The sequence below is a fragment of the Salinibacterium sp. NYA9b genome (assembly GCF_976973725.1).
Genome location: NZ_OZ333476.1, coordinates 2,349,389 through 2,371,591, shown reverse-complemented (window position 1 = coordinate 2,371,591; position 22,203 = coordinate 2,349,389). Strand labels below are relative to the sequence as shown.

Sequence of the window (22,203 nt, the reverse complement as noted above, 5' to 3'; positions counted from 1 at the left end):
ACAGAAATAGGGTGTATCTCAAGGGTGCGTTAGACCACTTTGGGCTCAGACTTCTTTCCGGCCGTGCGGAAATGAGACAAACACTAACTGCTTGCGTTGAGCGTTCACCCGGTATCTTGGAAGTATCCACCCCGTCGCAAGGAGATCATCTGTGTCAACGTTCCTTTCGCCTCTCTCTGAGGTAGACCCTGAGATCGCTGCGGTGCTCGCTCAAGAGCTCGACCGTCAGCGCAATACTCTCGAGATGATCGCGAGTGAGAACTTCGTTCCGCGCGCTGTTCTTGAGGCGCAGGGGTCGGTTCTCACCAACAAGTACGCCGAGGGTTACCCCGGGCGCCGCTACTACGGTGGTTGCGAATTTGTGGATATTGCCGAGAAGCTTGCCATCGACCGCGCCAAGAGCCTCTTCGGTTCCGCGTTCGCTAACGTTCAGCCCCACTCGGGTGCGTCGGCCAACGCCGCCGTACTGTCGGCTATCGCCAAGCCCGGCGACCGCATCCTCGGTCTCTCGCTCGACCACGGCGGGCACCTCACGCACGGCATGCGCCTCAACTTCTCGGGCAAGCTGTACGAGGCTCACGCCTACGGTGTGAACGAAGAGACCGGCGTTCTTGACATGGCGGATGTTCGTGCCAAGGCCATTGAGGTTCAGCCGCAGGTCATCATCGCTGGGTGGTCGGCTTACTCGCGTCAGCTCGACTTCGCTGAGTTCCGTTCGATCGCCGATGAGGTCGGAGCTGTGCTCTGGGTCGACATGGCGCACTTCGCCGGACTCGTTGCCGCAGGCCTGCACCCGAACCCCGTTCCTTTCGCGGATGTCGTGTCGTCGACCGTTCACAAGACCATTGGTGGTCCCCGCTCGGGCTTCATCCTCACCAACAACGTTGACATCGCCAAGAAGATCAACTCCAACGTGTTCCCCGGTCAACAGGGTGGACCACTCATGCACGTGATCGCCGCCAAGGCCACCGCTTTCATGCTCGCGGCATCCGATGACTTCAAGGACCGCCAGGAGCGCACGCTTCGCGGCGCCAAGCTTCTTGCTGAGCGTCTCGTTCAAGACGACATGACGTCGATCGGCATTGACGTGCTCACGGGAGGCACCGACGTGCACCTCGTGCTCGTCGACCTGCGCAAGTCAGAACTCAACGGCCAAGAAGCCGAAGACCTGCTGCACTCCGTCGACATCACGGTCAACCGCAACGCTGTTCCGGCTGACCCGCGCCCGCCGATGGTGACCTCTGGTCTCCGCATCGGAACGCCGGCGTTGGCCACCCGCGGATTCGGAGACGCCGAATTCACCGAGGTTGCCGACATCATCGCCGAAACCCTCAAGCCCGGTGCCGACATTGCCGCGTTGCAGCGTCGAGCCCGCGCGCTCGCCGATGCCTTCCCGCTCTATGAAGGACTCGAGAGCCCCGGTAGCTGGGCCTAACCAGCACCAGCAACAGAACCAGCAGAATCTCGGCCGTTCGCGGTCGCTAATCAAGAGCCCGTCGTCGTGTGAACACAGCGGCGGGCTCTTTAGCGTTTAATAGACAAGGCAGTTGATAGACATGGCAGTTGTAGGTGGCCGATCAGCGCATGGGCCCGAGGGGAACGGAAAACGATGACCGCAGTAAAGCTTGATGGTGTTGCCACAGCAACCGCAGTGAAGAATGAACTGCGCATTCGCGTCGACGCGCTCAAGGCTCGCGGCATCACTCCGGGCCTCGGCACCCTTCTGGTCGGTGACGACCCCGGAAGTCGTTCCTACGTTGCCGGCAAGCACCGCGACTGTGCCGAAGTGGGCATCGAGTCGTTCCGGGTCGATCTGCCGGCCACGGCATCCGCTGACGAAGTTCGGGATGCCATTGTGGCGTTGAACGAAAACCCTGCCGTTACCGGTTACATCATTCAGCTGCCGCTGCCCGCCGGTCTCGACGAGAACGCAATGCTCGAACTCATGGACCCCGCCAAGGACGCGGACGGACTGCACCCCACCAACCTCGGTCGCCTCGTGCTGGGCGTCGGTACGAAGCTCGATTCGCCGCTGCCCTGCACCCCGGCCGGAATTGTCGAAATGCTCGAACGCTACGACGTTCCTATCGCGGGCAAGCACGTTGTCGTTGTCGGTCGCGGTTTGACGGTCGGCCGCCCCATTGGACTGCTCCTCACCCGCAAAGGGCTGGATGCCACGGTCACCCTCACTCATTCCCGTACGACCCAGCTGGAGACTCACGTTCGCCAGGCGGACATCGTGGTTGCCGCCGTCGGCTCTGCTGGCCTTATTCGCCCTGAGTGGATCAAGCCCGGAGCAGCCGTTCTCGACGTCGGAATCACCCGCGTGATCGACGAAGCAACCGGCAAGGGCCGCCTCGTCGGAGACGTTGATCCTGGCGTTGCTGACGTCGCCGGCTACCTCTCGCCCATGCCGGGCGGCGTTGGCCCGATGACCCGCGCGATGCTCGTGAAGAACGTCGTTGACGCGGCCGAACGGCTGTAACGGTGAGCTCGAAGCGTCCGGCGCCGCAGCAGGGTAGCGCCACTCAACGCACCCCGCGCAAGCGTCGGTTTCCGTGGGCCCAAATGTGGGTGTGGACAGGCACGATCGTGGCGATTGCCTTCGCTGTCGCCCTCGTGCTCAAGATCGTGAGCGAATAGCGAATACGCCTTAGCGGTCGCGCAACGCCCCGAGCGACGGCAGTACTTCGGTCACCGTCGGCTGGCCCATAGCGTGCTCGGCGAAGGCGCCATCGAGAGCAACGCGCACTCGCGATGCGGTGTCGGTGTCGACGAGAGCGACGGCTACTCCGCTAAAGGGACGGCCGAGCATCCGCGCGCCAAGTGCTCCAGATGCCAGAGCAGTTTCCACGGCAAGGTCGACCTCGGTGGTGGAGATTCCGTAGTCGTCGCGCAGACTCGCGTGCGACGCATCGAGCAGGGCGCCCAGCAGGCGAGGCGTCTCGTCACGGATAGCGAGAGCCGCGTCGCGGACCCGCTGGTTTTCAGTGATGGTGTGGAGGGTGCGACGCACTTCGTCATCCGCGACCGCTGTTTCGAGTTCGTCGGCGGTGGGCGCATCGGTGTCGATGACCAGCAATTCAAGGCCTGCGGTTTTCCAATCGAGGGGGAGGGGCTCGGGGCGGGATTCGCCTTCGAGCCGCACGAGGGCGTGGTCATCGAGCGCAAAGACGCTCGCGGCAACGTCGGGGTGCTCGGAAAGCTGAGCGGTGTGCTCGTCCAAGTTCCACAGATTCGTGAGGGCGAGAGCCAGTGCCGCCTCCAACGCCGACGATGACCCCATGCCGGCCCCGACAGGAATGGTGGTGTCGATGAACACGTCAATGCCGCTCAACGCGTCGGAATCAGCGGATGACGCCGTCACCTCCTGCACGATGGCGAGCGCACTGCGGCTCCAGCCTTCTACCGCGGTCGTCGCTAGCTCGTCGAGTTCCACCGTGACCATCTCGTCGACGAGGGCACTCGCGATGCGCACGGTGCGGTCAGGGCTGGGGCCGGCGGCGAGCACGGTGCGACGGTTGATCGCGATGGCGAGTTCGGCATCCGTGTCAGGGCTATCGGGGGTGCCGAGCAGGGTGAGGCGACCCGGCGCCGACCAGACGCCAGCGGCGGGGCGACCGAACACGGCCTCGAAGTCGTTGAGAACGTCATCGCGAATATCTGACATGAGTGCTTCCTTCGTTGTTGCGTCTGCGCCGGTAGGCTGTTGCGGTGAGCACGCCTACAGGAACCCAGTACATCATCACTCGCGCCACTGAGCAGGGCGAAGCGCGAGCGACCATCACTGAACTTGCCGCATCGTTGCGTGAGTTCAGCATCGGTGGTGTCGATCTTGTGGAGTCCTACGCCGAATCGGCGATGCCGCCCTTCGCTGATGGCATCGTTTTGGTGCCGTGGCCCAATCGCATCGAAGACGGCACGTGGATGCTCGACGGTGAGCCACAGCATCTCGACATTACCGAACGCGACCGTAACAACTCCATCCACGGCCTGCTGCGCAACACGGGGTATTCACTCATTGAGCGCACAGAAGGCTCGGTCACTCTCGGCGCCACGATCTTCCCGCAGCACGGTTATCCCTTCCACGTGCACACCACGGTGCGCTACGAACTCGTCGAGGGCGGACTGCGCGTGAGCCACACTGCCACCAACCTGTCGGATGCCGCAGCCCCCTACGCGCTCGGAACCCACCCGTTCTTCAAAATCGGTGACACTCCCATCGCGGAGCTGACGCTCACGATGACCGCCGCCACTCGCTTCGAGTCGAACGAGCGCCTCATCCCGACGGCAGAGGTAGCCGTGCCCGGAACGGACTTTGACCTGAGCGCTGGCCGCCCCATCGGTGAACTTGATCTCGACATGGCATTCGCTGGCGTCGAAGTCGTCGAAGGAGTCGCGGCTCGCCTCACTGCTCCCGATGGCCGCGAAGTACGCGTGACGGTCGACGAGAAGTTCGACTTCGTTCAGCTCTTCACGCCCCGCAACTTCCCGACCCTCGCCGGCATTAGCCAGGTCGTCGCAATCGAGCCCATGACAGCGGCGCCCAACGCGTTCAACACCGGCCGCGGACTGCTGTGGTTAGAGCCCGGTGCCCCGTTCTCGGCGACGTGGGGAGTCGAGTTCTCCGCATGACCCAGCCCGACGTGAGTTCAGCACCCCGAGCCCGCGATGTGCGCCGGTGGCGACGGTATCTCGCCGCCGAACGAGCCGAAGCAGCCGTGTATCGGGATCTCGCATCCCGCCGCACGGGAGAAGAACGCGAAATCCTGTTGGCGCTCGCCGCCGCCGAAAAACGCCACGAGGACCACTGGCTGGTCTTGCTGGGGGAGCACGCCGGTCGACCGCTCCCCACCGATCCGCGCACCCGGATGCTCGGCTTCCTGGCCCGACGCTTTGGCTCGGTCTTCGTGCTCGCGCTCGCCCAGCGCGCCGAGTCACGGTCGCCGTATCTGGATGACGACGACGCGACCGACACGATGGCCGCCGACGAAGCCGTGCATGAGGAAGTGGTTCGCGCTCTCGCTACCCGTGGGCGCCAACGGCTCTCGGGAACGTTCCGCGCCGCCGTGTTCGGAGCAAACGACGGGCTCGTCTCCAACCTCGCCCTCGTGCTCGGTATGAGTGCTGCCGGCCTTCCCAACGCTGTCGTGCTGCTCTCCGGAGTCGCCGGCCTCCTCGCAGGCGCACTCTCGATGGCCGCCGGCGAATACGTCTCGGTGCGATCGCAACTCGAACTCGAACAAGCCGCAGCGCACGGACCCGTCGCCACCGACTCCGTCACCCACCTCGACGTCGACGAAAACGAACTCGCCCTCGTCTACCGGGCGCGCGGAATGTCCGCTCAGGAGGCCGAGCTGCACGCCGCCGAAGTGCTCGCCGGCCGCCAAACGGATGCCACGACAGCGACGGCAGAACACAACCCGATCGGCTCAGCGCTCGGGGCTGCGGCATCCAGCTTCGGCTTCTTTGCGTCGGGCGCCGTCATTCCCGTGCTGCCGTATCTCTTTGGCGCCGAAGGACTCACCGCTGTGGTGATTGCGTCGGTCTTGGTGGGAATCGCCCTGCTCGTTACCGGCTCGATTGTGGGACTGCTTTCTGGGGCCTCACCGCTCAAGCGTGCCCTGCGTCAACTCGGTATCGGTTTCGGTGCTGCTGCGGCAACGTACCTCCTCGGACTACTATTCGGGGTAAGCGTCGGCTAAACCCCGGAGGTTGTCATGGCTTCAGCACTCATCGTTGTAGATGTGCAGCAAGGTTTCGATGATGCTGCCTACTGGGGGCCACGCAACAACCCCGACTGCGAGTCGAATATTGGTGTTCTGATCGGGCACTGGCGCCGCGAAGGCTGGCCCATTGTGTATGTGCGGCACGATTCCAACGACGACACGTCGCCGCTGCATCCAAGCTCGCCAGGCAATGCCTTCAAGGAGTTGCTCTCGGGCACCCCCGATCTGCTCGTCACCAAGAGCGTGAATTCGAGTTTTCATGGCAGCCCCAACCTCGACGAGTGGCTGAAAGCATCCGTTATTGATTCGATTGTGGTGTGCGGCATCACCACCAATCACTGCTGCGAAACGACCGCGCGGGTGGGCGGCAACCTCGGCTACGACGTCACATTTGTGGTGGATGCAACCCACACGTTCGACCGCGAGGGCCCGTTTGGCGAAGAAGTAACCGCCGCCGAGCTGTCGCGCATCACGGGAGTGAACCTGCACGACGAGTTCGCTCAGGTAGTGCTGACCCGTGACCTCGTGGGCGGAAATGCGGGATTCAGCGGCGTCGTGCTCTAGAGCAGCGCGCTATTGCGACCAATCGCAAACCAGATCAGTGGTCCGAGGAATGGTGCGACCAGAATCACGATGAGCCACAGGAGTTTGGTATTCGTGGGCATAGTGGAGCGGTAAATCTGCAGCAACGCCACGGCGATTAGGGCCACGTAGGCGACGATCGCGAGAATACCGATCACGTTCCACAAGACAACTTCAGACATGAAAGCCTCCCGATAGGCTGTTCGACCGCGTGGAGCGGGTACGTCAACTGTAGCGAGCATCGCTCATTAATCAAGCGAGGGATGAGCGTAGGGTTCAGAGCAAGCCAGCCCCAGTGCGGGCGTGCGCGCGACACCGACGTTGCTCGCCAGGCGGAGAGTGCGACCCGTGGCCAAGTTTCTTTTTCTCTACAAAGGTTTCGAGCAGCCCACCCCCGAAATCGGTGCTGCCTGGATGAGCTGGTTCGGCGACGTAGGCGACGCCATGATTGACCCGGGCAGTCCGCTCAGCCCCGGCGTCGAAGTGACACGTGATGCTGTGACCCCGCTCGAATTCGGCCTCGAGGCCTTCACCGGGTATTCGATAATCGAAGCGGCCGATAAGGATGCCGCTGTCGCGCTCGCGAAAACCAACCCGATGATCACGAGCGTGATGGTCTACGAACTCGGCAGCATGTAGTTCGGCGTCGCCGGGCGCAATCCGACCGATTCTCAGCGGGTCAGGCTACTCTCAGAGAAGCTAAAGGCACGCCGATTTTCGGTCGCTTGGCAGCTCACTCACGCTATAACGACGGGGCCCCCATGATTGACCATGTTTCTTCTCCTGCGGTAATGAACCGCGACGATGTTGTACTGCACGATGGACTCCTCGCGCTCAGCAATGACACTCTGACGCCGCGCGAAGCAGTGCGGGACGATCTGCTGTTTATTCGCGGCATTCTTGATGACGCTGAGATCCCGTTTCTGCTCGTGCGCGGCGACGGTGAGACCCCAGTTGTTGCCGTCGATTGGAAGGATCGCAAGGCGCTGAAGAACGCTTTGGTCACGGCCTGCCAGAACGAGCCCTTCTATGTGAAGCCGGCGCGCATCAAGGAGAACGGCAAGCCTGTTGCTTCGGATGAGCGCGATAGCCCCGTGTTGGTCGCCGATGGTGTGCTGGTCTCGTCGATCAAGGCAAAAGCGATGATGCTGTTTCGGCCTCGAGTTGAGCCCGCGGGTCGCCTGCGTTTCGATGCGCCATTCGGTGTGCGTCTCGAACTGTGGGAGCACGTGCGCAACGAGGTTGTCGCGCCGAACCCTAACGCCCTCATGCGCCGCTGGGTGCCGCGCAGTGAAGCCATCGACGACACCGTTGAGTTCTATGGGCAGTCGTGGCCGACGCTGAAGGGCATGTTCGAGCCACTGGCCAGCGACATCCAGTTCGACATCGACATTGTGTTCTCGTGGGTTGATGGTGCCGCGGTCGAGTGGCAAAAGGCGAGAGCTGCCCGCATGGCGAACTTCATTGTGGGCGAGGGCGACGACTCTGAGGCGCGCTACCGGCAGTTGGATGAGCTCAAGTACGCGCTTCGTTCCGTGCACTTGTTCGCGCCGTGGATTCGCAATATCTACATTGCTACTGATTCTCCGCGACCGGCTTGGTTGGCCGAGCATCCGCGGGTCACGTTGATGCGCAGCGAAGACTTCTTCGCGAACCACGACGACCTGCCAACGCACAACTCGCATGCGGTCGAGAGCCAGCTGCACAACATCCCGGGCCTCAGCGAACATTTCTTGTATTCCAACGACGACATGTTCTTCGGTCGCTCGGTAAGCCCGTCGGCGTTCTTCACCCCTGGCGGCATCTCGAAGTTCATCGAGGCACGCACCCGCATCGGTTTGGGCGAGAGCAGCATTGAGCGCTCCGGCTTCGAGAACGCGGCGCGGGTGAACCGTCGACTACTTCAAGAGAAGTTCGGCGCGACGATCACTCGTCACCTGGAGCACGCGGCAACACCGCTGCGCGTTTCGGTGATGAAAGAGCTCGAGCAGACCTTTCCGGAAGACTTCAAGCGCACGAGTGCGAGCGCCTTCCGTCAGGCCACCGATGTGTCTGTCACGAACTCGCTGTACCACTACTACGCCCTGCTGAGCGGCAAGGCAATGATTCAGGCGGATGCCAAAGTCAAGTACGTCGACACGACGTCGCTTGAGGGGTTGCGCAAGATGCGCTCGCTGCTGCGCAAGCGCACGAGCGACTTCTTCTGCCTCAATGACGGCAGCTTCCCGGAGATCTCGGTCGAGGATCGGGCAGCCGCAGTCGGCTCATTCCTTGATGAGTACTACCCGGTTGCAGCGCCGTGGGAGTTGCCCGAGCCTGAGTAGCGGCTAGCGGCTAGCGGCTAGCGGTCGCAGCGTAGTGCTCTACGCTGCGATGGTGATTGCTGAGACCGTGTGTGTGGCGACGTTATCCTGAGCGTCATCGGTGACGTTGCTGGGCGCTGCGTCAGTGGTGCTGTCGGCGGGGCTGCTGGCCGTCACGTGCGGGTTCACTGCGGGGGCGATCGTGATGCCCTCCTTGACCAGAATCGCAGCGGTTTCTTCTGGCGTCACATAGGCGAGACTGCCGTAGTCGCCGAGCGGAACGACCGAGTGTAAGACGGTGTCGTCATACACGTGCACCAGGTTGAACGACTGGGCGCCATCGCGGCCACGGCTGCCGCCAACGGCCACGTTGAGGTCTTGCGTGTAGCAGGTCGCCGAGGCGACAGACACGGGGATGCCGGCGAAGGTTGCCGCCGTGGAGTAGTGCAGGTGGCCTGCGATGATGCTGCGGATGTCGCTGCCACGAATGACGGCCGCGAGTTCTTTCTGGCCACGTAATTCGACGGTCACCGCAAGGTCAAGCACGGCGGGTACCGGCGGGTGGTGCATGGCGAGAATGGTGCCGTGGGGTGCCGGGGTGGCAAGCACATTCTGCAACCACAGCAGCTGGGCATCCGTCACATGGCCGTAGTGGTGGTCGAGAACGGTGGAATCAAGCGAGATGATGCGAAGCCCATTGATGTCGATGACTCGGTCGATGGGGTCTTCGGAGGCAGCCTCGTCGAGCAGGTGGGAGTTGAACGCAGAACGGTTGTCGTGGTTGCCCATGACCCACACCACACGAGCGCCGAGGCGTTCTGCTGCAGGTTCGACGATTTCGCGAATAGCACGGTAAGCCACAGGGTCGCCCTTGTCGGCGATGTCGCCGGTGAAGACAATTGCTTCCGGACGGGAATTGGATGCCTCGAGTTCGGCAAACAATTGCCGGAGTTTGACCTCGCTGTCGAGGGAGTCGTAGAGCTTCCCCCCGTTTGCCAAGAAGTGAGTGTCACTCAGATGCAAAACGAAATGGTCGGGCCGTGGATACTGCGACGCGTAGCCGGTCATAGAGGTAGTCCAACACTTCAACATGGATGCGAGGTGAACATACTGCGGCAAGTTGCAGCGCGGTACAAGGGTTTAGGCGGGTCGCGCCGCGGTTTGTGGCCCGGTTTGGGGGTCTCAGTGGGCGTCGGGGTACGCCGTTTCGGTGCCGCAAAAGCGGATGCTGCTTCTCTCGTAGCCCGTTGGGGGAAGCATAGATCGTGGCAAGCGAGATACTCTCGACTAGTGCGCTCGGGGGAGTGCGCTTGGGGGAAAGAATGACTGAAGACGTTCACACTGTGCCGGTAGTCTCGCCGCGAGAAGCGGTGGGTGACTTGATTGATCGCCCGGCCGCGTACTCAGTTATTGAAGAACTGTTCCGCGTTCAGGCGACGATGGAGCCGCGCAGCGCGCTTCGGCGGGTTTTCGGCGCCCGACCTATTCACGCGGATGCGCAGAGCTGGTTCGCCGGGGCGATCGGTGAGCTTAAAGTCGGCGAGCTTCTTTCGCGACTGGGGCCGGAGTGGACGGTGTTGCATGCGGTTCCGGTGGGTACGGGTGCGAGCGATATTGATCACGTGGTCATTGGCCCAGCCGGTGTATTCACTATCAACACCAAGCGCCACCGAGGTAAGAAGATATGGGTCGGCGACAGAATGCTCATGGTCTCCGGACAGAAGACGGATCACCTTCGCAATTCCCGTCATGAGGCCAAACGGGCAGCCAAGCTACTAACGAAGGCCACCGGTATCTCCGTTGAGGTGCACCCGGTACTGGCAATCGTGGAACCCGCATCGTTCACATTTCGGCAGCGGCCTGCAGACGTCAGCATCATGGATGCTCGCCGACTGCCCCGCTGGCTGAAGCGCCGCCGGGCTGTCCTGGCCCCTGACGAACTCGCACGAATTATCGATGCCGCGGCAGAGGTGCGCACGTGGCACCCGACCGCAGACCTCTCGATAGATCCCTCCTACCGTGAACGTTTTTCCGAACTTGAGCGCAAGGATCATCAGGCCTACCTAGTTCGATTGGCGTGGTCGCTTGCTATGGCCATTGCGGCGGGTGCCGTCGCAGTCTCATTCCTCACTTCGTTCACGGCAGGTTTTTGATCGTTCCGCAGGCTCCATCGAAAGCGCTGAAGTGGTCTAAGTTCCCGCCCCGAAGAGTTCGACGTTGTTACGCTGCTGTGAAACCGAAGTCTGCTTTCAGTGCGGTGACGACAGCGAGTGGTTTCCCGCTTTCTGCTGTTGTTGGTGCTGTTTTACCCGAGATGTGCACCGTGATCCCCACCGCTTTATTCCGTTCGTCGTTCTCTGCTCTGCGAACCGGCTTTGCTGCTGTTGTCGCGTTGGCGCTGTTCGTGCCCGCTCTCGGGGTGGCGCTGCCCGCCAGTGCTGCTCCAGTAACGGTGACGACTGAAGCCGAATTGCAGTCGGCGATTGCAGCCGCGGATACTCAAGTGGGCGCAGACGTTATCAACATCGGCGCTGACATCCTCGACGTTGACGTTCTGCTCGATGTGGACGACGAACTCACGATCAACCTCAACGGGTACTCCGTGGGGAGCGTCCGTGTTCGGGCTGCGGCTGATCTCACCCTCGAGGGCCCAGGATCGTGGACAGCAGGCATTGACTATGGCGGCAACTCGGCCGACGAGCGCGACGGTGACCTTAATGCGGCACCCGGATTAGGTGTGCGCGAGGGCAGTACGCTCACGATTAGCGGCCTCACTGTTCATGCGTATGGAACCTTCTGCGACGCCGCCATTGGCGGCTGGAACACCTCAGCGGTGCTCGTGTGTGCATCGACCACCATTGTGGAACCGGGAAGCATTGTGATCGTTGGCAGCGACGTTTACGCCAGAGGAGGATCCTCTGCGTCGGGAATTGGAGGCGGGGCGTTCTCGCAAAGCTCCACCGTGTCGATCACCGGAAGTGTGGTTGAGGTTTCTGAAGGAATTGGAAGTCAGGATCGATTCGGCGAGACTGGCCCGAACGTGCTCACCGTACAGAACTCAACCCTCATCGATGCGGTCATCGAGCAGACAGCGGTATTTGACAGCGGCACCGTACGCTTTCAGGGGCGGTCAGAAATTCGACAGCCACTGCGCAATGAGGGGACTATCGAAGTTGATCCCGCGGGAACGCTGAGGGTCACCGCCGCCGTGACCAATAATGCGATCATTCGGCCATCGACTCTCGTCACGAACGTCGGCGACATGATCTCTGGCAATTCTTACCGGATCATTGCTGATGTGAACGCTGTGGCCCCCGCGGCACCTGCAACCACAGTTCTCACCGCGTATGCGCCGACACTGGCCGCTGCCGGGGAAGAGTTTCCTGCTGTGAGCAACGGGCAACTCGTGGTCTCGGGATGGAACACTGCTCCTGATGGATCGGGGGTGACCGTCACGACCTCAACCGCCCTCTCAACGCTCGCTGACGCATCCGGAGATCTCGTTGTGTACGCACAGTGGGTTGACCCTGTTCTCACAATGGCCCCACTGCTCGCCGCGGTGACCGCAGGAGATTCGCGCAGTTTCACTCTGGATGCTTCAGGAACCGAGCAGACGGCAGCGGCGACGTTCGTTTCCTCCAACACGAGCGACGTGATCAGCGGGAACGTGATCACCGCTACCGAGGTGGGAACGCGCACGATCACGGCCCGATATGGCACCTTCGCCGTCTCAACTGAGCTGAGCGTTGAAGCGGCGGAGTTCGGCGCGCTCACCGTTACCCCTTCAGTAGCCGACGTTGATCAAGACGGTTCCGTCACCCTCACGATCGCTGGCTTCGACGCGTACGGAAACCCCGTTATGGTCGACGCTTCTTCAGCAGTCGTGACGAGCAGTGTTGCGACTGATGTTATCGATGGCCTCACCGTGACCTTCCCCCATGCCAGCCCTCACACGCTGACGGTGACGCTCGGGGCGATCTCCGGGTCGACGACGATTAATGTGATCCCTGCCGCGACCACGGCGGCTGCGGGGCTTGCTTACACGGGATCAGATTCGGGCGCAGCCGGACAGCTGATGTGGCTTGCGCTTGCGCTCGTGCTCGCCGGGCTCGCTCTGGTCGCAGCCCGAGTCGTGGCGGGTCGGGCCTAGCCCCGCCAGCTGTGCTGCGGCGCGAACGAAAAGCATGAGTTGGCCGCGAACAACGCTAGTTCTCGAGGCCCCGTCTCACTTACACGGCCCCGAAGAACTCGTAGTCGGCCACGAGTTCCGCGAGTAACGCGGGTGGCAGCTCCGAGAATTGTGCTGCGCCACCGCTGCCGCGCGGAGTGATCCGGCGAATGGTGAGCGCCCCGAGTTCGATAGGGATGTTAGTTTCCGGCAAGCTGCTTCCCGAAAACGACAGCACGCCTTCCAACCCGACGGTATCGAACCGCTTCACGTATTCGAAGAAGCTCACGTCGTCGCCCGTCTCCCCGCGGTTCCATTCCCTCGCTTTCGCTCGCGATCGAAGTCGGAACGACTCACTCTCCGTCCCGTCGAGGTTGTCGCGCCGTGACTCCGTTCCTGTGATGGCAATCGGGGTTGCGCCGAATTGGTCAAAGCCGAGCCCGAAGGGGGCTGCACTCGCGCGCCAGGCCTCAATCCCGGAGGTGTCGAGCGTTGTCGGGTGCGCAACGCTCACGCGGGCATCCGGGGTCACTTCGACAGGCGAGCCATCAACGGTTCGTAGGGTGCCATCGAGATCAGGGCGAACTGTGATGCGGTCGACGTGCCAGACCAACGCCGCAACGAGAACGCCCATGATCGGATGCTCGAGCAGCCGCTCGCCCCACTCAGCGCCAGTCCACTCCCGTCGTACGCACATCGCGTCGTAAAGCCGTCGGCGTTGGGTTGTGACGACCGCGGTGAGTTCCTTCTTGTTGGTGGCCCAGTGGGTTTTCGCTGCCGCAGCAGATTCGTCAGCCTTGCGCGGGGCGGGGAGTGCCTTGATCAGTTCGCCCTCAGCGGTTTCGAGACTGAGTTTGAGAGAGGTGCCGAAGCGCGCCATAAACGAGCGCGGCCCATAGTCGAGCGCGAACGAACGTGAGCTGTCGAGACCGGCAGTCGGGATCATCCGATCGGCAAGCTCGTCTGTCGACCACCCTCGCGCCTCGGCAATCGCATCGACAAGCTCGCCAGCCCGCTTTTGGATGCCGGCGGTGCGATACCGCCGTGCCGTCGCGACGAGGAGCTGGGTCGGTTCTGGATCGCCCGAGAGCGACAAGACCACGAGGAGTGCGTCGATCTGCGCCCGCTTCAAATGCTTTCGTCTCATGTACTGCCGCACGATTTCGGCAAGCTCGGCGCCTGGAACGTGGCTGCAGAGGGAGAGGATGCCGCGGTGTGCTGTCGCGGTTGGCACCTTGCCATATTCCCGCAAACGTTCCCGCTCGAAATAGTCCAACTCTCTTGAGTTCGCGAGAGAAAACTCCGGTGGCAAATCTGCATCCACGATGTCAAAGAACAGCAGAGTTTCGCGCGTAATTTCCGGATCATCTAGAGCGAGTGCCTTCACGATGCCTGAATAGCGGATAGCAGCTGTGAACGCTTTCTCCATGGAGACGGCGTCGTCTTTCGTCGCGTCGCGTGCGATCCACGTCGTCAGCACGAAGCGGCCGAGTGCACTGGCGCTCGCCGCAGTGAGCGTACGCAGGTATAGCGGCAGCAGGCCAGCACCTGCAGGGTCTTTCAGCGTGAAGCCGAGAACGATCCACCAGCGCAGAACGTCGGAGGGCACCTCAACGCCGTCCGCGTAGGCGGCCGTCGGCAGGTCGGCGAAGGGAAACCACTCCATCTCCTTGGGCAGGCCCTTAGCGAGTCCCTTGGCTGCCTCGGACGCAAGAGCAGATGGCTGCAGATAAACACCGATGTTTCGCCCTAGTCGCTCAAGCGCGGCGATGATCGTTGCGCGAACTGTCGGGACCGTTTCTTGTTCGAGTTGCTGAGCGAGTGCATCAACCGCCCAGTCGCCGCCGAGCGATCCCACCCAGACCACTGCTGCGGTGCGAATTTCGGTGTTGCCGACGCGGAGAGACTCCTCGGCGATGCGCTCCGCCAGGCCGTGCTTCTCCAGCACCCGCTGAGCCGCTGCGCGATTCGACTTTGCAGTGCCGATTGCGAGGTCAGCGACAAGGGGTAAGTAGCGCGCAGCGAGACGGGGAGATGCTTCCAGAATCGGAAGCACATCGGCGCGCAAATCATTGCCGGACCAGTGGTCTTCGATCTCACCGAACTCAAGACCCAGAACCACATCAAATTTATGAGGGTTCTCAGCCATGAAGCCCACGAGTTGGGAGGGCAACAGCGATGGTCCGCTGAAATAGTCGGTGAGCGCTGAACCGAAGATATGGATGTTGGCGTTGCCGACCGTCGACCCCGATTGGATGAGCACGTGTGCGATCGAACGAGCGTCGATCTCCCGATCGCTATCGCTGGCTCCACGTCCCCAGTAGGAGGTTCCCGATTGCCGTACCCAGTTGACGGGGGCGAAGCCCACGAGGCGATGGCTCACGTGATTCAGCGGGTACAACAGAGTGCGCTCGAGTGCCTCGCCTCCGTAGGAGAGGTAGTTGACGACCTGGCGTAGTGCCTCAAGTGTCGCGTCTGCCTCAGCGACCTGTCCCTGATAGGACTCAACTAAATTGCCTGTGGCGTTGCCCGGGTATTTCTTGAGAAAATCCTCTCGTTCTTTCTTTGCCGATTCGACCAGGCGGCTCTGTCGTGCGCGGTAGTCAGCGACAGCCGTGCGTATCGATTCGACAGCGTCGTCGTCGAGCACATTCTCGGCGAGTGGCACCATCGCGGGTACCTCAATGTGCTCCGGGGCTCCATACAGCTCGTAAATGGCGAGGCGTTGAATCGCCCGATCGATCTCTACGGTGCCCTTCGTGCCTCGTGCAAGCGCGCGCTCAAGTACACCGATGGCAGCCGGGATATCTGGCACGTTCTCCAGTGCGTAGATGACCCTTTCGCGATGGGCTGCAGACCCCGTTTCGAGAAGAGTTTCGAGAACGGCGAGTTGGCGGGCAGGGGCGATTCCGCGGAGAACGGCCAGTGCAGGCATCCGCAATTTCTTATCGCCGTGAATGGCGAGGGCCGCGATGAGCTCCCCATGCATCTCTGCGAGCGGGGGATGGCTCGCGGCGATTCTCACTAACTCGAAGAGCGCTCCGTACGTGAATTTGGGGAGCAAGTCTTCAAGCGCGTCGGCGTTCGTGACGAGAAACTCAGCCATGCCGGGAATCGCTCGAAGTCCGGTAGCTCGATAGCGAGCGTAACTGTCTGCAGTGCCGATTAGTTCGGCGATCAACATTCGGGGGAGATCACTCTCGTTCACCTGCTCAAGTCGCATGAGAGCAGCGATTCTTTCAATCGTTATCGACGTGAACGGAATGTCGGCAAACCTCCGCCGTCCGTTGCGGCTGAAAGCAGACAAGGCATCCATGAGGAGCGCCCACGCAGAGTTGGGCATCGTGCCGGGAGTGCTGAGGGGCTCGACTCGAGCCGCCGAGAGAAAACGACCCCACCGCACGAGAGTCTCATCGTCGGCTCGCTCAATGGACTCCAGCTGAAGGTAGAAGTCCGTGCGGGTAAGGGTGTCGATGCTGCAAAACGCGGCACGGTCGTTCTTGCTGAGCCGCGACGGATAATCCTGATTGCTGCCGTCGAAGACGTAGTCGAGAATGTCGTGACGCAGCACAACATCCAATTCCGCCAAAGAATCTGCGAGCAGAGTGCGGGGGTCGCTGGATGTCATGTGGTTCCTCACCGGGACGCGAACACGGGGTGAGTGAACCTCACAATGAAATGCTACGGGGCTGGATGCTACCGCGCTGTCCCCACATAGGGGTGCGTTGAGCGCGACGTAGACAGCGTCGCGGCAGCACTCGCGGTGAGGGTCCTAGCCGCGCAGGGGGAACTCGGCGAGTTCCGTCTCCCACGCCGCGACCGCCTGCTTGAGGTCACTCGGCGCGATCGTGAGGTCCATGAAGAATTCCATCTCGCTCGTCACGCTCGGCGGTTGTGACTCAAGCCAGAGGAACACGCGGAGCACGACGGCAGAGGGATCCCAACTCACGAGACCAAATCCGAGGTTCGGTTCGACGTGAGAAATGGTGGGCTGCAGCGCGCCCGCCCCGCTCAGCTCTATTGGCTCAACAAGTCCGCGGGCGGCACGCGTCAGCCACGTGCCCAAGTTGAGCGCTTCCTCGACGAGCAAGCAGGGGTCGAGAAAGTTCCACTCTTCGGTGCCGCAGCGCGCACGCCCGTCAATCAACAGCCAGTTGGCATCGTAGGGATCGACCCGTACATCCTCAAACTGATAAGCCATCGGCTCGATGCTGAGGTAGTTCGTTCCGCCAGCGTCCCATAACTCCATGGTCAGGAGCCTAATCGCGGCACGCTCCTGAATGCGGAAAACAACCGCAAGCCGGAAAGGAGCCGAAATCAGCTATCCCTCAGGCGGAGAAAAATGTGGGCCCGCCGGGACTCGAACCCGGGACCCGCGGATTAAAAGTCCGATGCTCTACCAACTGAGCTACAAGCCCTACACGTTAAGCGTACCGTGAACTTATGGCAGATAACTTCCATAAGCCCACTCAATACTCTGGAGATAAGTTTGACACATTCGAAGGCGGTCAGGATCCAGCCCAAATAATGCGCGCGGCCCATGACACGGCCCATGCACTCATCGATGGTGCCCGCAATTCGGATGACCCTGCCGTAGTCGACCGCATCGTTGCGTACACCGACAAGCACGGCATCGATGCGCTCGCCGAACTCTGGTCGCGATCGAGCGCCAGCAGCCTTCCGGGCGCACTTTGGCGCATCTATCTGCTGCGTGCTGTCATCCAGCAGGATGCGGTGGGCACGAGCCTTCTCTTCCAGCGGGGCATCGACACTCTTCCCACTATCGATGCCGCCGTGACCGGTGCCGTGAATCCGACCGGGCCTCACGAGATCAAGGAGCTTGCTGACCAGATTTTGCGCGGGCTCTTCCACGGCGACTTTGGGGTCGCCCTCGATCGTGCGGCGTCCTTCAGTCGTATCTTGGCATCAGGGGCGACGAGCGTTGCGGATGATCAGGAGCTCCTCAATCCCGAGCGTGCGAGTGAGCTCACCACTCGAGCCGCTCGCTACTCGCTCACCGCCCAAGAGTTCACGGCCTGCGCGAAACTATTCCGCGCAGGTTCGCTCGACTAGTTCACTCCGGCCTGGTGCAGCTTCTCGAGTCGTTTCGCTCGGGCCGCGCCCGATACCTGCACGGTGACGACGATGATCAGCGCAAAGATGAACACTGCCGAAGCGAGAACGTTCGCTTCAGCAGGGATTCCTCGCGCCGCCGATACCCAGATGTACTTGGGGAAGGTCGACACAGCGCCCGAGTTGAAGTTGGTGATGATGAAGTCGTCGAATGACAGCGCGAACGACAGCAGGGCGGCGGCGAGAATACCGGGGAGCAACAGCGGGAACGTGATGCGCAGAAACACCTGAAGCGCTGAGCCGTAGAGGTCGCGGCCGGCTTCTTCGAGCGCCGGGTCCAAGCTGGCAACGCGGGCCTTTACCGCGACGACCACAAAGCTGATGCAGAACATCGTGTGGGCCAAAATGATGGTCAGCATGTCCTTCGGAACACCGATCGACAGAAACTGGGCAGCGAGTCCAGCCCCCAGCACAACTTCCGGGGTGGCCATGGGGAGGAACAGGAACAGGCTCAGCTGCGAGCGGAACTTGAACCGATAGCGCACCATCGCTATGGCGATCATGGTGCCCAGGGTGGTCGCCAGCACTGTTGCTACGACACCGATGAAGATGCTGTTACCGAAGGCCTCGCAGACTGCGCCGTTTTGCACGTTGCAGACGTTGAGCCACTTGTCGAAAGTGAATCCGCGCCACGTGATGTTCGACTTGAGCGAATCGTTGAAGCTGTAGACGAAGGTGTAGCCGATCGGAATCATGAGGATCAGCAGCGCGAGGGCGCTGTACGCGGGCAAAACCCATTTGCTGATGGAGTGTTTCACAGCAGGTCCTCCGTTCCAGACTTTTTCACGTAGATGCTTACCATCACGAGAATTGCTGACATCAGAATGATGGAGAGAGCTGCTCCCGCCGGAAAGTTTTGCAGCACAAGAAAGTTCGCCTCGATCACATTGCCCATCATTTGGGTTCCGGTGCCACCGAGAAACTCTCGGCTCGCATTGATGTAGTCACCCGCCGCAGGAATGAACGTGAGCAGGGTTCCTGCCACGATGCCCGGCATGGAAAGCGGGATGGTTACCTTGCGGAAAACGTGGAAGGGGCTGGCATAAAGGTCGCTACCGGCTTCGAGGTAGCGCACGTCGAGCCGTTCCAGAGTCGTGTACAACGGCAGCGTCATGAACGGGATGAAGTTGTAGGTGAGGCCGAAGATCACCGAGAAGGCGGTTCCCGTGACGTGGGCATCCGGGGCAAGCAGCGACATCGCTTTGAGCGAGGTCACCAGGAACGACTCATCCGAGAAGATCTGCTTCCACGCCAGCGTGCGCAGCAGAAAGCTGATGAAGAACGGCGCGACGACCATTACCAGGGCGAGGCTCTGCAGCAGCGGCCAACGACGAGCTTTGACCCCGATGAAATACGCCAAGGGGTAACTAATGATCAGAGCAAAGAACGTGGCCGTGATCGCGTAGCCGAATGAGCGAAGAATGTGGGGCCAGTACGCGCTGATGACGTCTGTGTAGTTTTCCCAACGGAACGCGTAGCTGAACTCTCCAATGTCTCCGAACTCTGCCGGCACCTTGAACGACGTCAGCAGCAGCGACACCAGGGGCGCGAGAAAGAAGAGAACAAGGTACAGGATGCCGGGCAGGAGCAACAGGAGCGCTACCGGGCTCTTCTTCTTGATGCTGTCAGAAGAAGTCGGAGCAGCTGTCGTAGAGAAAGCCGCGAAAGCCATCGCTACGCACCCTCGAGGTGGCGCTGCGCGGCAATCGAGCGAGTGTCGAAGTCAGCCTCGAACCGCGGAGCATCCGCAGGATCGTCGTCAAGGCCAAAACCGTGGCCAACGCCCCAGCTGACCCACACTTCATCTCCGAACTTGACGTCAGAGCCGAAGGTCATGTTTTGCGCGAACACAATGAGCGTGCCTGCGCCGGGGACCTCAACCAAATACTGCGTGCTCACGCCGCTGAACGAGACATCCGTGACGCGGCCGGGGCCCATCACGTTGACATCAGCGTCATGTGGGGGCTTTGCGGAGTGCAAGGTCAACTTCTCGGGGCGCACGCCGATCGTGATTTCACCGGTTGTACGGTGCGCTCGGGTGGTGGGCACGACAACTTTGTGACCCGCGACATCCACTGCCACACCCGCGCTTGTCGTGCTCACAACGGGGCCGGTGAACAGATTGGACTGCCCCAGGAAGTTCGCCACAAACGATGTCCTGGGCAATTCGTAGAGCTCCTGGGGGGCGCCCATCTGCTCGATGCGGCCCTTGTTCATCACGGCGATCGTGTCGGCCATAGTCATGGCCTCTTCTTGATCGTGAGTCACGTGCAGGAAGGTGAGACCGACATCCTCTTGGATGGTTTTGAGCTCAAGCTGCATTTGGCGACGCAACTTGAGGTCGAGTGCTCCCAGCGGTTCATCGAGCAAAAGCAGTGCTGGCCGATTGACGATGGCGCGCGCCAGCGCAACGCGCTGCTGCTGCCCTCCGGAGAGTTGCTGAGGTCGCCGGCTAGCGAGGTGGTCAAGTTCCACCAGTCGCAGCACTTCGTGCGCTTTGCCCAGCGGGTCGGCCATCTTGCGGCGACGCAACCCAAAAGCGACATTCTCCAGTACGGTCATGTGCGGGAAAAGGGCGTAGCTCTGAAACACCGTGTTGACGGGGCGCTGGAACGACTTCTGGTTGGTCACATCGGTGCCGCCGACCAGGATCCGTCCGGCGGTGGGAGCCTCAAGGCCAGCGACGAGTCGCAGCGTCGTTGTCTTGCCGCAGCCAGACGGTCCGAGCAGTGCAAAGAATGACCCTGCGGGGATCGTGAGATTGAGCTCCTCAATCGCAGTGAAGCCGGGGAAGCGTTTGTGAATCCCCACCAACTCCAGGTCGGCGCCACTCTCCGCGAACGTGTCTGTCGTCATTAAGCTGCCCCGAGCACGACGCTCTGGAAAGCGGTGTTGTACTTCTGCTCCTCAGAGCTGTCGAGCTCACGGAACACGAACGCTTTCGACAGCATCTCGTCGTCGGGAAAAATCAGTTTGTTGTTGGCGAGCTCAGGATCGATGGCGGCGGCGGCCTCTTGGGCGCCGCTGACCGGAGTGATGTAGTTCACGTAGGCGGCGACCTCAGCAGCGACCTCGGGGTCGTAGTAGTAGTTGATCATTTCTTCCACGTTTGACTTCGCGCCACTGCCGATCGGCACCATGAAGTTGTCGTTCCACAGAGTTCCGCCATCGTCGGGAACGATGAACTCCCACTTGTTACCGTTTTCGGCATTCAGCTGCACGATGTCGCCCGACCACACAATTGCAGCCACGGTGTCGCCGTTGACGAGGTCCTCTTTGTACGAGTTGCCCTTGATGTTTCGAATCTGGCCATCGGCCACTTGCTTCGAGAACTCGTCGATCGCTGCGTTGAACTCGTCGTCGCCCCAGTCTCCGGCGATATCGACGCCCTGAGCGAGCATGATCAGGCCCATGGTGTCGCGCATCTCCGAGAGCACTCCGACGCGTCCCTTGAGCTCGGCTTTCCAGAGATCCTCAACGGATTCGATTCCGCCGGGCAGCAGTTCCTTATTCCAGCAAATGCCTGCGAAGCCGCCCTGCCAAGGGATGCTCAACTCGCGACCCGGGTCAAAGTCGACGTTCTGCAGCGACGGCAACAGGTTGTCGACGTTCGGCATCTTGCTGCGATCAAGCTTCTGCGCGTAGCCAAAGCGGATGAGGCGAGTGGCCATCCAGTCCGTGAGGCAAACGACGTCGGCACCAATATCTTTGCCGAGCGAGAGCTGGTCTTTGACCTTGGCGTAGTAGGTGTTGTTGTCGTCAACAGCTTCGGTGTATTCGACCGTGATGCCGGTCTGAGCTTCGAAGGCGTCGATGGTGGGGTAGTTGCCCGCATCATCGACGTCGACATACAGCGCCCAGTTGTCCCAACGGACGAGCTTGTCGGTGGCGCTGGTGTCTGGGGCTGCGGTCAATTCAGCAGGGCCGGTCGAGCAGGCAGAGAGTGCAAGCCCGGTCGCGCCTGCAGCGGCACCAGTCAGCAACGCACGTCGATTCATGGTGGCGCTCTGGGCCTTGCGGACCAGCTCGCGGATGATCGGATCAGCAGGTAAAGGCTTGGACTTCATGACAAGTTCTCCTAGCATTCGTGACGTGCACCGGACGCCCCGCTGCGCTGTAGGGCTGACTGATATTTGCACATATGCGCAGGAAAATCATTAAAAAGTGTCGAAAACATCGGCATTGCAATATATTTGTCACGAAATCCGCACAAACCGGAAACAAAGGGCGTCTGCTCACAGGAGCGCATTCGGAGCGTGCGCACAGGAAGCCCTTTGCTACACTTTTC

At 61.2% G+C, this 22,203-nt stretch carries 20 protein-coding genes and 1 tRNA gene; 11 read left to right on the top strand and 10 right to left on the bottom strand.

Annotated features, from left to right (window positions below; genetic code table 11):
- Positions 1 to 151: 151 nt before the first annotated feature.
- From glyA to ACWFSR_RS11400, 3 genes are all read left to right on the top strand, one after another.
- Positions 152 to 1,435 carry a serine hydroxymethyltransferase gene (glyA, locus tag ACWFSR_RS11410; RefSeq protein ID WP_197109529.1) on the top strand — a complete coding sequence of 428 codons (1,284 nt, stop codon included), beginning with the start codon at positions 152 to 154 and terminating at the stop codon, positions 1,433 to 1,435.
- A 174-nt stretch (positions 1,436 to 1,609) separates the two neighbouring features.
- Positions 1,610 to 2,485 carry a bifunctional methylenetetrahydrofolate dehydrogenase/methenyltetrahydrofolate cyclohydrolase gene (locus ACWFSR_RS11405; RefSeq protein ID WP_197109530.1) on the top strand — a complete coding sequence of 292 codons (876 nt, stop codon included), beginning with the start codon at positions 1,610 to 1,612 and terminating at the stop codon, positions 2,483 to 2,485.
- A gap of 2 nt (positions 2,486 to 2,487) precedes the next feature.
- The gene (locus tag ACWFSR_RS11400; RefSeq protein WP_447522412.1) at positions 2,488 to 2,643 is read left to right on the top strand and encodes a hypothetical protein; all 156 of its coding nucleotides are present in this window, start codon (positions 2,488 to 2,490) and stop codon (positions 2,641 to 2,643) included.
- A 10-nt stretch (positions 2,644 to 2,653) separates the two neighbouring features.
- Here ACWFSR_RS11400 and ACWFSR_RS11395 read toward each other — a convergent pair whose 3' ends face one another.
- Positions 2,654 to 3,670 (bottom strand): galactokinase, encoded by a 1,017-nt coding sequence (locus ACWFSR_RS11395; RefSeq protein WP_447522411.1) that lies wholly within the window; start codon positions 3,668 to 3,670, stop codon positions 2,654 to 2,656.
- Between the two features lie 44 nt (positions 3,671 to 3,714).
- Here ACWFSR_RS11395 and ACWFSR_RS11390 point away from each other — a divergent pair, with 44 nt between their 5' ends.
- The 3 genes from ACWFSR_RS11390 to ACWFSR_RS11380 are packed head-to-tail and all read left to right on the top strand — an operon-like array spanning position 3,715 to position 6,293.
- Positions 3,715 to 4,635: an aldose 1-epimerase family protein gene (locus tag ACWFSR_RS11390; RefSeq protein ID WP_307783803.1), complete on the top strand. Its 921-nt coding sequence runs from the start codon at positions 3,715 to 3,717 to the stop codon at positions 4,633 to 4,635.
- Positions 4,632 to 5,705 (top strand): VIT1/CCC1 transporter family protein, encoded by a 1,074-nt coding sequence (locus ACWFSR_RS11385; protein ID WP_447522410.1) that lies wholly within the window; start codon positions 4,632 to 4,634, stop codon positions 5,703 to 5,705. The genes ACWFSR_RS11390 and ACWFSR_RS11385 overlap by 4 nt, the downstream gene beginning before the upstream one ends.
- 15 nt (positions 5,706 to 5,720) lie before the next feature.
- Complete coding sequence (locus ACWFSR_RS11380; protein ID WP_197136558.1) at positions 5,721 to 6,293, top strand: cysteine hydrolase family protein; 573 nt, start codon at positions 5,721 to 5,723, stop codon at positions 6,291 to 6,293.
- Here the strand turns inward: ACWFSR_RS11380 and ACWFSR_RS11375 are convergent.
- Complete coding sequence (locus ACWFSR_RS11375; protein WP_197136557.1) at positions 6,290 to 6,493, bottom strand: PLDc N-terminal domain-containing protein; 204 nt, start codon at positions 6,491 to 6,493, stop codon at positions 6,290 to 6,292. The two genes, ACWFSR_RS11380 and ACWFSR_RS11375, sit on opposite strands and share 4 nt — an antisense overlap.
- 166 nt (positions 6,494 to 6,659) lie before the next feature.
- Here ACWFSR_RS11375 and ACWFSR_RS11370 point away from each other — a divergent pair, with 166 nt between their 5' ends.
- Complete coding sequence (locus ACWFSR_RS11370; protein WP_447522409.1) at positions 6,660 to 6,950, top strand: hypothetical protein; 291 nt, start codon at positions 6,660 to 6,662, stop codon at positions 6,948 to 6,950.
- Positions 6,951 to 7,102: 152 nt separating this feature from the next.
- The gene (locus tag ACWFSR_RS11365; RefSeq protein WP_231600547.1) at positions 7,103 to 8,635 is read left to right on the top strand and encodes a stealth family protein; all 1,533 of its coding nucleotides are present in this window, start codon (positions 7,103 to 7,105) and stop codon (positions 8,633 to 8,635) included.
- 39 nt (positions 8,636 to 8,674) lie between these two features.
- Here ACWFSR_RS11365 and ACWFSR_RS11360 read toward each other — a convergent pair whose 3' ends face one another.
- Positions 8,675 to 9,682: a phosphodiesterase gene (locus ACWFSR_RS11360; protein ID WP_447522408.1), complete on the bottom strand. Its 1,008-nt coding sequence runs from the start codon at positions 9,680 to 9,682 to the stop codon at positions 8,675 to 8,677.
- 254 nt (positions 9,683 to 9,936) lie between these two features.
- Between ACWFSR_RS11360 and ACWFSR_RS11355 the strand changes: the two genes are divergently transcribed.
- Entirely contained in the window at positions 9,937 to 10,767 is an 831-nt protein-coding gene (locus ACWFSR_RS11355) for a nuclease-related domain-containing protein (RefSeq protein WP_447522407.1), read from the top strand.
- Positions 10,768 to 10,937: 170 nt separating this feature from the next.
- Positions 10,938 to 12,764 (top strand): hypothetical protein, encoded by a 1,827-nt coding sequence (locus ACWFSR_RS11350; RefSeq protein ID WP_447522406.1) that lies wholly within the window; start codon positions 10,938 to 10,940, stop codon positions 12,762 to 12,764.
- 79 nt (positions 12,765 to 12,843) lie between these two features.
- Here ACWFSR_RS11350 and ACWFSR_RS11345 read toward each other — a convergent pair whose 3' ends face one another.
- From ACWFSR_RS11345 to ACWFSR_RS11335, 3 genes are all read right to left on the bottom strand, one after another.
- Entirely contained in the window at positions 12,844 to 16,410 is a 3,567-nt protein-coding gene (locus ACWFSR_RS11345; protein ID WP_447522405.1) for a DUF4132 domain-containing protein, read from the bottom strand.
- Between the two features lie 144 nt (positions 16,411 to 16,554).
- The gene (locus ACWFSR_RS11340; protein ID WP_447522404.1) at positions 16,555 to 17,031 is read right to left on the bottom strand and encodes a WapI family immunity protein; all 477 of its coding nucleotides are present in this window, start codon (positions 17,029 to 17,031) and stop codon (positions 16,555 to 16,557) included.
- Between the two features lie 96 nt (positions 17,032 to 17,127).
- Positions 17,128 to 17,200, bottom strand: a tRNA-Lys gene (locus tag ACWFSR_RS11335).
- Positions 17,201 to 17,225: 25 nt separating this feature from the next.
- Here ACWFSR_RS11335 and ACWFSR_RS11330 point away from each other — a divergent pair.
- Positions 17,226 to 17,855 (top strand): DNA-directed RNA polymerase subunit beta, encoded by a 630-nt coding sequence (locus ACWFSR_RS11330; protein ID WP_197106337.1) that lies wholly within the window; start codon positions 17,226 to 17,228, stop codon positions 17,853 to 17,855.
- On the opposite strand, the gene ACWFSR_RS11325 is transcribed toward ACWFSR_RS11330, so the two are convergent.
- Genes ACWFSR_RS11325 through ACWFSR_RS11310 form a run of 4 tightly spaced genes read right to left on the bottom strand, consistent with a single transcriptional unit; the run spans position 17,852 to position 21,982 of the window.
- Positions 17,852 to 18,673: an ABC transporter permease gene (locus ACWFSR_RS11325; protein ID WP_197106336.1), complete on the bottom strand. Its 822-nt coding sequence runs from the start codon at positions 18,671 to 18,673 to the stop codon at positions 17,852 to 17,854. The two genes, ACWFSR_RS11330 and ACWFSR_RS11325, sit on opposite strands and share 4 nt — an antisense overlap.
- Positions 18,670 to 19,587, bottom strand: a complete 918-nt coding sequence (locus tag ACWFSR_RS11320) for an ABC transporter permease (protein ID WP_447522403.1) — start codon at positions 19,585 to 19,587, stop codon at positions 18,670 to 18,672. The genes ACWFSR_RS11325 and ACWFSR_RS11320 overlap by 4 nt, the downstream gene beginning before the upstream one ends.
- A 2-nt stretch (positions 19,588 to 19,589) precedes the next feature.
- Positions 19,590 to 20,771 carry an ABC transporter ATP-binding protein gene (locus ACWFSR_RS11315; RefSeq protein WP_447522402.1) on the bottom strand — a complete coding sequence of 394 codons (1,182 nt, stop codon included), beginning with the start codon at positions 20,769 to 20,771 and terminating at the stop codon, positions 19,590 to 19,592.
- On the bottom strand, positions 20,771 to 21,982 hold the full coding sequence (locus ACWFSR_RS11310) for an ABC transporter substrate-binding protein (RefSeq protein WP_197109540.1): 1,212 nt from the start codon (positions 21,980 to 21,982) through the stop codon (positions 20,771 to 20,773). The genes ACWFSR_RS11315 and ACWFSR_RS11310 overlap by 1 nt, the downstream gene beginning before the upstream one ends.
- Between the last annotated feature and the right edge of the window lie 221 nt (positions 21,983 to 22,203).